Below are 12,019 nucleotides of genomic sequence, written 5' to 3'. Positions count from 1 at the left end.
GGTGGTGAAATGGCAAAAAAAGACAAGGAAATAATAGTAGGCCTTGATATAGGGACGACAAAGATATGCGCGGTAATAGCGGAGCTGGATGACGACACTTTAAGCATAATCGGAATCGGCACGCATCCATCGAAGGGACTGCGAAAAGGGGTTGTAGTAAATATAGAAGGTACGGTTGAGTCGATTAAATCCGCTATCGAGGAAGCAGAACTTATGGCCGGGTCGGAAGTTCAGTCGGTATATGCCGGTATTGCTGGCGGACACATAAAAGGTTTCAATTCGCATGGGATCATTGCTGTAAAGAACGGGATAGTAAGCGATACCGACAAGGAACGAGTGATTGAAGCCGCCAAGGCGGTCGCAATTCCGATGGACAGGGAGTTGCTTCATGTATTGCCCCAGCAGTACATACTTGACGGCCAGAGCGGTATCAAGGAGCCGAAAGGGATGTCCGGCGTTCGGCTTGAGGCCAGGATCCACATCATTACGGGCGCAGTAACTTCCGCGCAGAATATTGTTCGATGTGTGAACAGGGCGGGCCTTGATGTGGCTGACATAATTGTAGAACAGCTGGCTTCCGCGGAGTCGGTGCTGGATCCGGATGAGCGAGATCTAGGGGTCGCACTTGTGGATATCGGCGGAGGCACGGCAGATATTGCGATTTTCTCGGAGGACTCGATCAAGTATACGTCGGTCATTTCCGTAGGTGGAAACCATATAACAAATGACATAGCGATAGGATTGCGGACCCCTCATGCCGAGGCTGAAAAAATAAAGATAAAGCATGGTTGCGCCTTGACCTCGGAGGTGGGTAGCGACGAAAAGATAGAGGTTCCAAGCGTAGGAGGCCGTGAACCAAGGGTTATAGGCAGGCAGATGCTTGCGGAGATAATCGAGCCGCGCGTGGAAGAGATGTTTCAGATGATACGGCACGACATCGTAAGTTCCGGATATCTGGATCTTCTTACGTCGGGAATAGTGATTACCGGAGGGACGACGAATCTTGAAGGTATGACGCAGGTGGCCGAAAAGGTTTTTGGTTTGCCGGTTCGGCGCGGCGTACCGTCAAATCTTGGCGGTCTTACGGATGTGGTTAATCATCCGCAGTTCGCCACAGCAGTGGGCCTTCTTCTCTTTGGCTACAGGGATAGGAAAAAAGGGGTGAAAGCACCGTTAAAGGGTAGAAACCTTTTCAACAATATAACGGATCGGATGAAAGGATGGATTGAAGATTTCTTTTAACAGGCAGGGCAGTCAAAAGATATTTGGTTTAGAAGGGAGTATGTCATGGGAAAAGATAAGGATACTTTAAAGGTAGAGCAACCGCTCTTTAATTTTGCCAGCGACGCGAATCGTTCGGCAAAGATTATGGTGGTCGGATGTGGCGGAGGTGGCGGGAACGCCGTTCTTGCGATGATGAGCAACTCAATTGAAGGGGTGGAATTTGTGATCTGCAATACGGATTCACAGGCGCTATACCGCTCCAATGTTCCGGTAAAGATCCAGATAGGCAAGAATCTCACAAGAGGTCTTGGCGCTGGCGGAAATCCTGAAGTAGGAAAAAAGGCGGCGCTTGAGGATATTGAAGCAATCAGCGCCATTCTGGACGGCGCCGATATGGTGTTTGTCACGGCAGGTATGGGTGGCGGTACAGGGACCGGCGCCGCTCCTATAGTCGCTTCGATAGCAAAGGACAAAGGCGCGCTGACTGTTGGCGTGGTAACGAAGCCTTTCAGTTTCGAAGGTAAAAAGAGGTCGCTACAGGCGGATATGGGGCTGAAGGAACTTGAAAAGTGTACCGATACCCTTATAACCATCCCGAACCAAAGACTCCTCGGAATAGTCGACAAGAAAACCTCCCTGCTAGATGCCTTTACGACCGCTGATTCGGTGCTCGTAAACGCTGTGAAGGGTATATCAAATCTCATAACGGTGCATGGACACGTGAACCTCGACTTCGCGGACGTGCAGACAATAATGTCCGAAATGGGTCAGGCGCTGATGGGGAGCGGTATAGCGGTTGGCGACAACAAGGCTATTGAAGCGGCTCAAAAGGCTATTCATTCACCGTTGCTTGAGGAAGCTTCAATAAAGGGTGCAAAAGGAATTCTTATAAATATCACCGGTGGGCCGGACATGACCCTCTACGAGGTAAACGAAGCGGCAATGGAGATACAGAGGAATGCCCATGAAGACGCCAATATCATTTTCGGCTCTGTCATAGATCCGACTTTCAAGGAAGAGATAATGGTTACGGTCATCGCAACCGGTTTCGATCCTGAAGCGGCGCGCAGAGAGGAAATGCTGGAAGCCAAAAAGGCCGAAGAAGCAAGAGTGGCCAAGGAGGAGGCAGTGAAAACCAAACAGAACCTGATGAGCCTGCCGAGAGTAAAACAGGAAAAGCACGCGATCAGCATGGACTTCGATGAGTTCACGGATCCCGTGGAGATACCGACTTTCATGAGAAGACAGGCCGATTAATAAAAGGAGTTGCCCGTGAATAAAAGAAACGTGGAGCTTGCCAGGAAAATCGTTAACAGGGATTTGAGGAAAGACAATTTCGTCCTTAGGGAAAAACTGACGTTCGTTGTACAGTCGAACCAGAAAAACTATGAAATTCTCCAGAAGTTCAACGATGTTGGGGACAGAATTTTGAAATGCGCCGATTTACGGTCGCTGGTATTGGAAACTTCAGAAATGATCAGGAAGGAGTTTGCCATCAGCGCCGTTACTTTCTGCCTGGACAGAAGGTTCGAAAAGTATCTTGGCAAACAGAAAGTGGAAAATGGAGAGTTGAACGACGCGCTTTTTGAAAGGCTGTTCTACATGGATAGAGAAAAGCTGGCAGAGATGAGGGGAGCATCCGGCCTGCCGATCCTTCGCGGAGACCTGGAGCATGGTTCGGTGGATCACTTTGGTTTCAGACTGTTCAGACGTGTAAAATCGGAGGCCATCGTGCCGCTATTCCATCTTGGGGACAATATCGGGACATTGAATCTGGGGTGCAATACCCCTTCAAGGTATCGTAGCGGTACGCCGGTAGATTTTTTGACTCAAATGGCGAAGATACTTTCACTAACGATCTCGATTCATGAGTTGAAAAGCCAATTGAATGATCATGTGAAAAATGTGAACTGACTGGTTATCTTCAAATCGGGTTTGAAACCGATTCCGGTACTGTTTTAGCCGTCTTTCCTGCGTCCGTATTTCTCCGTTTTCGGGCGGTATAGTCAAAAATATTAAGCATTTGTCCGCCAGAACACTATGATATATACTCAATTCTAGAGGAGTGAAGGGAAGAGAGTATGATGTCCAAAACAGGTATATTGCTGGAAAGCGGCACGAACGAACTTGAGATAGTCGAATTCCAGATAAATTACAACGATGAACATGGGAATATCGTACCGAGCTATTACGGGGTAAATGTAGCGAAGGTAAAGGAGATCATCAAAACTCCCCCCAAATTTTCCGATGTTCCAAAAGCGCATCCATCGATCATTGGGGTTATAAACCTTCGTGGAAAGATCATCCCGATAGTAAATCTCCCCCAATGGCTCGATAAGGAAGATGACGGATCGACCTGCAAAAGGGTGATAATTACTGAGTTCAACCGGATACTTACCGGGTTTATGGTGCATGAGGTGGCGCGCATACATAGAGTATCATGGACGTCGGTTGAAACCCCGGCGGGGATAATGAACCAGGCCGAAAAAGAGTGCATCACCGGGATGGTTAAGTTTGACGAAAAGATATTGATGATGCTTGATTTCGAGAGGATAGTCTCCGAGATTAATCCAGATATGGGGCGCGTCAGCAAGATCGATATTAGAAGTTCTGGCAAGAGAGCGGGGAAAACGATTTTCATCGCGGAGGATTCGGCCTTTGTGAGGAAACAGATGAGCGAGATGCTCAAAACTGCCGGATACAGGGTCTTCACCGCCTCAAACGGCAGGGAGGCGCTTACAAAGCTGACGACCGCCGCGGAGGAAGCCCGGAAAAGCAGCAGGCAGATCAAAAGTTACCTCAACCTGATAATCACAGACATTGAAATGCCTGCGATGGACGGCCTTCATCTTGTTACGAATTTAAAAAAGCACGATGTTCTCAAGGATGTTCCTGTAGTGGTCTATTCCTCTCTTGTTACGGATGAAAACAAGAAGAAATGGAAATCTATCGGCGTGGATCATTTCCTCAGCAAACCAGACCTGGCAAAGCTGGTTCATCATGTGGACAGGCTCGCCAAATAGCGCTTGAACCCTATCAGCAGTTTCTCCGACCACGATATCCTTGATGCCGTTTCAAAGACGGGAACACCGTTCTATCTTTACGATGCCGGAATAATCAGATCAAGGTATAAGGCGCTTGCTTCAGCCTTGCCGAAAGGGTGGAAGATCTGTTTCGCCGTCAAGGCGAATCCGAACATTTCGGTTATCAGGCTTTACCGGGAGCTGGGCGCGTACGCGGAGGTCGCCTCTGCTGGCGAGGCGAAGGGGGCTCTCAAGGGGGGTTTTAAGCCTGGCGAAATTTCTTTCTCCGGGCCGGTAAAGACCGATAAGGAATTCTCCCTTTTTGAAAAAAAATCATTCAATGTCATACACGCGGAATCGAAAGAGGAGCTTTTGCGCCTCAACTCTTCCGGCAGAAGACAGAAAGTTGCCATAAGGGTCAATCCCGATTTTTCCGTCAAAAACGGGAAGAGCGGAGTTGTCATGACAGGGGGGAGCGAGAAATTCGGCTTTTCGCAGGATGACGCGCTGAAGATTCTCATGGAAAAGGGGAGTTTTGAGAATCTCGATCTCGTAGGCTTCCATGTTTACATGGGGACGCAGATACTCTCCGCAGACGCATGGCTGAAAGGGGCGTCCCTTTTCAGGGATTGGCTGGCAAAGGCATCCATGAAAAGCAGGTTCGCACCGCGCTATATCAATTTCGGCGGAGGATTGGGGATCCCGTACAGGGAAGGGGAGAAGGAGTTCGACCTCGCCCGCCTGAAACGCGGCCTAAAGAAGATGGCCGAAGAGAACGATAAGTACAGTGAGTTAAAAAGGGTAAAATATTTTCTGGAGCCTGGCCGGTATCTTTGCGGGCCGGCAGGGTTGTATGTGATGAAGGTAGTTGCGGTGAAAAATATAAGGGGAAAGAGCTTCGCACTCACCGACGGCGGTATACATCACGCACTCTTCCCTTTCCGCGTAAGCAGGGAGTTCCCGGTAAGATTGCTGAACAGAAAACCGAAAGGGAAGATGAAAAAATATATCCTCGGTGGCCCGCTCTGCACAACCCTCGACCAGTCGGAGCTTCCGGTCTCGCTCCCTGAGGTAAGGGAAGGGGATATTCTTGGGATTTTCAATTCAGGGGCGTACGGCTATTCCGCATCGATGAACTTTTTCCTCAGCCACCCGCTCCCCGCGGAAGTTCTCGCGGATGGCGGGATCCTTTCACTCATCAGAAAGCCGAGCGAGGACGCGCACCTCTTCGCGAACCAGACGAACAGGAGGTTCACATAATGGCAAACCGCCCCTACCTGAGCGTGGTCATCCCCGTATATAATGAGGAGAAGAACATACCTTTACTGCTGGAAGAGCTGGCGCGGCACCTTGCCCCATACGATTACGAGCTGATATTCATCGACGACGGCTGTGTAGACAAGAGCTACGAAATCCTGAAAGAGAAACGGGAGAGCAACAGGAGAATAAAGATAATAAGGTTCAACGGCAATTACGGACAGCACGCGGCCTTCGCCGCCGGGTTCCAGGTGGCGAAGGGTGACCTTGTCGCCATGATAGATTCCGACCTGCAGAACGATCCCGCAGAGCTACCCCGCTTCATAAACGAAATAGAGAATAACGGGTTCGCCGCCGCTTTCGGATGGAGGGTGAACAGGGAGAACTCCTTCTTCATGCGAAGGATCCCGTCGAAGATGTTCAACTTCATGCGGAACAGGTTCCTTAAACATCCCCTTCACGACTACGGATGCGCGCTTAACGTATTCAGGCGGGAGTTCATAGACGAGCTTTCGGACAATCTCGACTTCCTGAAACATATTACTACCTACATCGCCTCGAAGGGGGTTCCAGTTACGGAGGTGAAGATACAGGAACGAAAAAGGAGCGAAGGGAAATCGCGCTACAACTTCATGCGCCTTTTACAGCTTAGCCTCGACCTTCTGATAACGTCAGCATCGAAACCGATAGCGACAACCATCCTTATGGCGACGGCTGCGCTCTCCGTCCTCCTCTGTTTCACCGCTTTTATTGTCGGCTACCCCGCTCTGAAGTCGGGTGAAGTGACGCTCCTCGAATACATAATCTATCCATACATGTTCTTCATGGGTGGGCTTGTCTCCGCCGTTCTCGCGCTGATAAACGAACGCGCCTCCGGCCTCTTCCGCCACCTCCTTAAAAAACCTGTCTACATCGTCAAAGAATTTCTGGAATAATATTGTAACGGGGAAAGATTCCCCGCGTTTTCGGTCAGCGCGGTTTAAATTCTCGGCAAGAGGGAACCCAGGTTCGATGTCATCGCGAGGACTCCGAAGGAGGCCGTGGCGATCTCTCCCCTGATTCACCCACGGGAGAGATTGCTTCGCTCCGCTCGCAATGACCACTTTTGTGAACCACCCCTGCGCCCCTCCTTACAAAAAGGAGGGGAAAAATATTGTAGACTATCGATTATTTCCATTTCATTCTTGCCCCGGCATTCGCGGTAATGCTCGCTAGTGGCTCTGCAAACCGGTCTGCATCATCAAGGAATTCCTGGAATAATATCGTAACGGGGAAAAATTCCCCGCGTTTTCGGTCAGCGCGGTTTAAATTCTCTGCAAGAGGGAACCGGGGTTCGATGTCATCGCGAGGACTCCGAAGGAGGCCGTGGCGATCTCTCCCCGGATTCACCCACGGGAGAGATTGCTTCGCTCCGCTCGCAATGACCACTTTTGTGAACCACCCCTGCGCCCCTCCTTACAAAAAGGAGGGGAAAAATATTGTAGACTATCGATTATTTCCATTTCATTCTTGCCCCGGCATTCGCGGTAATGCTCGCTAGTGGCTCTGCAAACCGGTCTGCATCATCAAGGAATTCCTGGAATAATATCGTAACGGGGAAAAATTCCCCGCGTTTTCGGTCAGCGCGGTTTAAATTCTCTGCAAGAGGGAACCGGGGTTCGATGTCATCGCGAGGACTCCGAAGGAGGCCGTGGCGATCTCTCCCCGGATTCACCCACGGGAGAGATTGCTTCGCTCCGCTCGCAATGACCACTTTTGTGAACCACCCCTGCGCCCCTCCTTACAAAAAGGAGGGGAAAAATATTGTAGACTATCGATTATTTCCATTTCATTCTTGCCCCGGCATTCGCGGTAATGCTCGCCAGTGGCTCTGCAAACCGGTCTGCATCGTCAAGGAATTCCTGGAATAATCTTTTTCAAAGATGGTGTTCCAGCGAAGAGAGGTTACAGTCTGATGTTTTCTGGATCCCCGCCTTCGCGGGGATGGCAATAGCGAAAATTATTTCTTCAGTAGTGGGAAGCCGAGCGATTCGCGCCATTCGAGGTACGCCTTGGCGGTCTTGCTTGCAAGTTTTCTTACACGTCCGATGTAGTTCGTCCGTTCAGTAACAGATATCGCCCCCCTCGCGTCGAGGAGGTTGAACGTGTGCGAGCATTTTAAAACAGTGTTGTAAGCGGGGAGAACCAGCCCTTCCTCCAGAAGTTTATTTACCTGTGATTCCAGATTGGTGAAAAGCTCCGCGTTGAACTTCGGGTCGGTCATTTCGAAATTGTATTTGCTGAACTGTTTTTCATCATCGAGGAATATCTCCCCGTAGGTTACGTTGTCGTTCCACTTGATGTCGTAAACCGATTCTACGTTCTGCAGATACATCGTGATCCGCTCAAGGCCGTAGGTCAGCTCGCCGGAGACAGGTTTCAGGTCTATCCCTCCAACCTGCTGGAAGTAGGTGAACTGCGTTATCTCCATCCCGTCGAGCCAGACTTCCCAGCCGAGACCCCACGCGCCGAGGGTAGGGGATTCCCAGTCGTCCTCCACGAAGCGGATGTCGTGCGCCTTCAGGTCGATGCCGAGGTGCGTGAGCGAATCGAGATACATCTGCTGTATGTCGTCGGGGGAGGGTTTCAGTATCACCTGGTACTGGTAGTAGTGCTGGAGGCGGTTCGGATTCTCTCCGAAACGTCCGTCGGTAGGGCGTCTCGAAGGCTGAACGTACGCGGTGTTCCACGGCTCGGGGCCGAGGACGCGGAGGAACGTAGCGGGGTGAAACGTCCCAGCGCCGACTTCGGTATCTATCGGTTGATTGATTACGCAACCCCTGTCGCTCCAGTATTTCTCCAGCGCGAAAATGACGTTTTGAAAATTCATAGTCCCAAGATTATATGCGCCAGAGGGTGAAATGACAAAGGGTGAGTGACGAATTAGTGGCGGAAGTGACGAATGCCGGTAAAGACCATTGCCATGCCGTATTCGTCGGCAGCGGCTATCACCTCTTCGTCGCGCATCGAGCCGCCCGGCTGGATAACGGCGGTTATACCTTCTTTTCCGGCGGCGTCTATCCCGTCGCGGAAGGGGAAGAAGGCGTCCGACGCCATCACGCACCCTTTCACGGGGGTGGTGGCCTTCGATACCGCTATCTTCGAGGAGTCAACACGGCTCATCTGTCCCGCGCCGACGCCGATTATCCGTCCGTCGCGTGCGAAGACGATGGCATTCGACTTCACATGCTTCGCCACTGTCCAGGCGAATTTCATAGATTCCATCTCAGCATCGGTCGGCTGTCGTTTCGAGACGACTTCCAGCTTGTCTTCATCAAGAGTGACATTGTCGGGGCTTTGGATAAGTATCCCTCCCGCAACGTCCTTTATTACCCTTGATATTTTGATGTTGAAATTCTGCGGTTTGATGAGGCGGATGTTCTTCTTCTTTTTAAGTAAGTCAAACGCCCCTTTTTCAAAGTCGGGGGCTATTATCGCCTCCACGAAAAGCTCTTTCAACTCGGTAGCTGTAGCTTCCGTCACCGGCCTGTTGAAGGCGATTACGGAGCCGAAAGCCGAAACCGGATCGCAATCCCTCGCGTGAACGTAGGCGAGTTTCTGATCGTCGTTGATGGCAACTCCGCACGGATTCGTATGCTTGATGATGACGCACGCGGTCCTGTCGTATTCGCGCACATGCTGAAGCGCGGCGTCGAGGTCCACTATGTTGTTGTAGGAGAGCTCCTTGCCGTGAAGCTGGTTCTTTCCGGTGTAGACCTCGTCGTTCAGATTTGCGTAGAACGCCGCGGACTGGTGCGGGTTCTCACCGTACCGGAGGTCTGCAACCTTGCGGTAGTCGAGCGAAACCGATTCATCATGATCCGGTCTGCCGGAGAGGTAGGCGTGTATTGCCGCGTCGTATTCGGATGTTCGCGCGTATGCCTTCGTGGCGAGTTTCCTCCTGTCGCCTATTGTCAGTCCCCCTATTTTGCTGATCTCCGAGATGATGGAAGGATAATCCTTTGGATCGGTGACCACCGCGACCGATTCGTGGTTCTTTGCCGCCGCGCGGATCATGCACGGCCCGCCGATGTCTATGTTCTCTATCGCATCTTCATCCGTTACACCATCCTTTTTGACGGTATCTTCAAACGGGTAGAGGTTCACGACGACCATGTCTATCGGCTTGATGTCGTTCTTTTTCATTTCGTCGAGATGTTTTGAAAGCGAGCGCCTGGCAAGTATGCCTCCGTGGATCTTCGGGTTCAGGGTCTTTACCCTGCCGTCGAGGATTTCGGGGAAGCCGGTAAATTCGGAACCTTTGGTGACCTTTATGCCGTTATCGATAAGGAGCTTGGCGGTGCCGCCGGTGGAGAGTATCTCCGCCCCCGCGTCGACAAGCGCTTTGGCGAGTTCAAGCACACCTGTCTTGTCCGAAACGGAAATTATCGCTCTTTCTATTTTTTTGACAGTCATTTTAAGGAGGTAAGTCTATTGCGAAAATCCCGTTCCGTCAAGTTTCAAGATATATGAAGCTTACCTGCCGGAGCTGGAGAGGTGGAGGCCGACAACCCCTATGATTATCAGCCCAATGGAGCCTATTTTTATCATGGTGGCAGGCTCCCGGAAGTGCCATATGCCGATAACCGCAATGAGCGCGGTGCCGACGCCGGCCCATATCGCGTAGGCGACGCCGACATCGATCTTCTTCAGCGCGTATGTGAGGCATACCAGGGAGATGATATAAAAGACGAACATAAGGACGGAAGGGAGCGTTTTTGTGAAGCCTTCGGAGAGCTTCATCGAAGTGGTTCCCGCCACCTCAAAGAGGATCGCGCCAGCGAGAAAGAGCCAAGCTGTCAATGTTCCCCCTATTTGCACGCTTTCTTGATGGTCCATGCGACGTTGAGTTTTTTCCTGCAGTAACTGCTTACGAAATCGGAGAGGGTGGACTGTTCGCACGACGTAAGTATCCCTGCCTCGGAGCAGTTGTAAATTGTCCGTTTTTTATCGCCGTTCCATCTCTCAAAGGCCCACTTGAACCATTCGTTCGTGACGAACATCGATTTCTGCGTTTTCAGTTTCCTGCCGAAAAGGTCGGCCGCCTCCACGATGTTGTCGCCGCCGATGTCGAAGATCTGTTCCGATTTGTATCCGGTGTAATGTCCTCCGGAGGCGTAGGCGTTATCGGCGCTGTAGCTGAGATCCTGCCCGATGAATGCGATAGGGTCGGCGCCCATCTTGAAAGCGAGGTCGAATGCCACCGACAGCACCGATCCCCCCGGAGTAAGGAGCCCAAGCTCCCTGTGTTCGTGCGCTATTCCGGCAAGCAATGGGATGTCCGGCGCGTTCTTGTTGTAGAAAAAGAAATGCCCTTTCCACGCTTCCCTGAGCGGCGGGTAGGCGATTGTCGGCGCTACAAGGGTGATCTCCCGCGTATCTATCTCCTCGAAGAAGTTCACTACGTTGGACTGCGGGTCGAGGTTGATGACGATATCGGGTTTTACGCCGTTTTGTTTTAATATCTTCAGGGCTGTATCGCAGGCGATGATGACCGCCTTGCCGGAAGCGTACTGCATGTACTTTATGTTCCTGTCGAGAGAAGGCCCGGCCCCAACAACTATCGAAGGGAGGTTCTTGAATCGGTCGAAAAGGTTTTTCACCCCCGGCGTTCGGCGGATGTTGTTGCGGTTCTTTAAATAGTTCTCTTCCCAAATCCTGCCGAGGAAAGCGAGTGTCGCACTCTTTACCTCATTCAGGTTTTCGACCATGTCTAGTTTATTTTTAATCCTGTGCCGGAGAGCTTGCCGGAATACTCCCCGTTGCTAACGGTGAGGTTTCCGTTTACCCAGACGTTGCGAATACCCTTCGGGTAGGAGAGCGGGTTTTCGTATGTGGAGGTGTCGGCTATGGCGTCGGGATCGAGCATCACGATATCCGCGTGAAATCCCTCCATGAGTTTCCCCCTGTTCTTTATTCCGAACCTTTCACACGCGGCGGTGGATGTTTTCCGCACAGCCTCCTGCATCGTGAATATCTTTCTGCCGAAAACAAAATCCTGGAAGAAGCGGGGGAAGGTGCCGAATGTCCTCGGGTGGGGACGGCCGATTCCGAGCGGTCCGCCGATTGTTCTCGCTCCGGCATCGGAGCCTACCATCACATACTCCTTTGTCAAAACTCTGTCCATATTGTCGCCGTTCATGCAGAAATAGATCGCTTCGACTTCCGTCTTTTCCTCTATCAGCAGATCGAAGATGTAGTCGAAAACATCCTTCCCTCTTTTATGCGATGCCTCAGAAACCCTGAGGCCCTGAATATCGAAGTTCTTTTTTGTGGCGACCTGCGAGACCATAACGGTGTCCCAGTATTCCGGTTCTGGGTGGTTGGCTAGTATCTCTTCCCTGAAGCGTTTCCTGGTTTCAGGATCCTTGAGCCTTTCCACTATCGCGTCGCGTCCTCCGTCGAACGCCCAGTCCGGCAGGAGTACCTGCAGTCCGGTATTGGAGGCGATGTAGGGGTAACGGTCCGCTTCGATA

At 51.3% G+C, this 12,019-nt stretch carries 11 protein-coding genes; 6 read left to right on the top strand and 5 right to left on the bottom strand.

Annotated features, from left to right (window positions below; translation table 11 throughout):
* Positions 1 to 9 precede the first annotated feature (9 nt).
* The 6 genes from ftsA (at position 10) to OEY64_08215 (ending at position 6,439) form a co-directional block, all read left to right on the top strand.
* Positions 10 to 1,242, top strand: a complete 1,233-nt coding sequence (gene ftsA / locus OEY64_08240; protein MDH5542938.1) for a cell division protein FtsA — start codon at positions 10 to 12, stop codon at positions 1,240 to 1,242.
* Between the two features lie 45 nt (positions 1,243 to 1,287).
* Positions 1,288 to 2,481, top strand: coding sequence for a cell division protein FtsZ (gene ftsZ / locus OEY64_08235; protein MDH5542937.1), 1,194 nt, complete (start codon positions 1,288 to 1,290; stop codon positions 2,479 to 2,481).
* 15 nt (positions 2,482 to 2,496) lie between these two features.
* Positions 2,497 to 3,138, top strand: coding sequence for a GAF domain-containing protein (locus tag OEY64_08230; GenBank protein ID MDH5542936.1), 642 nt, complete (start codon positions 2,497 to 2,499; stop codon positions 3,136 to 3,138).
* A gap of 167 nt (positions 3,139 to 3,305) precedes the next feature.
* Complete coding sequence (locus tag OEY64_08225) at positions 3,306 to 4,247, top strand: chemotaxis protein (GenBank protein ID MDH5542935.1); 942 nt, start codon at positions 3,306 to 3,308, stop codon at positions 4,245 to 4,247.
* 3 nt (positions 4,248 to 4,250) lie between these two features.
* Positions 4,251 to 5,507, top strand: a complete 1,257-nt coding sequence (locus OEY64_08220; GenBank protein MDH5542934.1) for a hypothetical protein — start codon at positions 4,251 to 4,253, stop codon at positions 5,505 to 5,507.
* Positions 5,507 to 6,439: a glycosyltransferase family 2 protein gene (locus OEY64_08215; protein MDH5542933.1), complete on the top strand. Its 933-nt coding sequence runs from the start codon at positions 5,507 to 5,509 to the stop codon at positions 6,437 to 6,439. Before OEY64_08220 ends, OEY64_08215 begins: the two co-directional genes overlap by 1 nt.
* A 1,064-nt stretch (positions 6,440 to 7,503) precedes the next feature.
* On the opposite strand, the gene OEY64_08210 is transcribed toward OEY64_08215, so the two are convergent.
* The 5 genes from OEY64_08210 to OEY64_08190 all read right to left on the bottom strand — a co-directional run.
* Positions 7,504 to 8,373, bottom strand: a complete 870-nt coding sequence (locus OEY64_08210) for a glycine--tRNA ligase subunit alpha (protein ID MDH5542932.1) — start codon at positions 8,371 to 8,373, stop codon at positions 7,504 to 7,506.
* Positions 8,374 to 8,426: 53 nt separating this feature from the next.
* Positions 8,427 to 9,959, bottom strand: a complete 1,533-nt coding sequence (gene purH, locus OEY64_08205; GenBank protein ID MDH5542931.1) for a bifunctional phosphoribosylaminoimidazolecarboxamide formyltransferase/IMP cyclohydrolase — start codon at positions 9,957 to 9,959, stop codon at positions 8,427 to 8,429.
* 60 nt (positions 9,960 to 10,019) lie between these two features.
* A complete protein-coding gene (locus OEY64_08200; protein MDH5542930.1) occupies positions 10,020 to 10,346 on the bottom strand; it encodes a multidrug efflux SMR transporter in 327 nt (108 codons plus the stop codon).
* 8 nt (positions 10,347 to 10,354) lie between these two features.
* Positions 10,355 to 11,254 (bottom strand): DUF115 domain-containing protein, encoded by a 900-nt coding sequence (locus OEY64_08195; protein MDH5542929.1) that lies wholly within the window; start codon positions 11,252 to 11,254, stop codon positions 10,355 to 10,357.
* A gap of 2 nt (positions 11,255 to 11,256) precedes the next feature.
* The coding region (locus OEY64_08190; GenBank protein MDH5542928.1) for an amidohydrolase family protein at positions 11,257 to 12,019 on the bottom strand (763 nt) is incomplete at its 5' end.

The sequence above is a fragment of the Nitrospinota bacterium genome (assembly GCA_029881495.1).
Lineage (GTDB): Bacteria > Nitrospinota_A > UBA7883 > JACRGQ01 > JACRGQ01 > JAOUMJ01.
The sequence above is the reverse complement of the archived record's forward strand: the minus strand, read 5'-3'. Positions and strand labels throughout refer to the sequence as shown.

Bases quoted from the DNA above. Each gene is read 5' to 3' on its own strand.
- OEY64_08195 (MDH5542929.1), bottom strand. From the start codon at position 11,254: ATGGTCGAAAACCTGAATGAGGTAAAGAGTGCGACACTCGCTTTCCTC.
- OEY64_08225 (MDH5542935.1), top strand. From the start codon at position 3,306: ATGATGTCCAAAACAGGTATATTGCTGGAAAGCGGCACGAACGAACTT.
- OEY64_08210 (MDH5542932.1), bottom strand. From the start codon at position 8,373: ATGAATTTTCAAAACGTCATTTTCGCGCTGGAGAAATACTGGAGCGAC.
- purH (MDH5542931.1), bottom strand. From the start codon at position 9,959: ATGACTGTCAAAAAAATAGAAAGAGCGATAATTTCCGTTTCGGACAAG.
- OEY64_08215 (MDH5542933.1), top strand. From the start codon at position 5,507: ATGGCAAACCGCCCCTACCTGAGCGTGGTCATCCCCGTATATAATGAG.
- ftsZ (MDH5542937.1), top strand. From the start codon at position 1,288: ATGGGAAAAGATAAGGATACTTTAAAGGTAGAGCAACCGCTCTTTAAT.
- ftsA (MDH5542938.1), top strand. From the start codon at position 10: ATGGCAAAAAAAGACAAGGAAATAATAGTAGGCCTTGATATAGGGACG.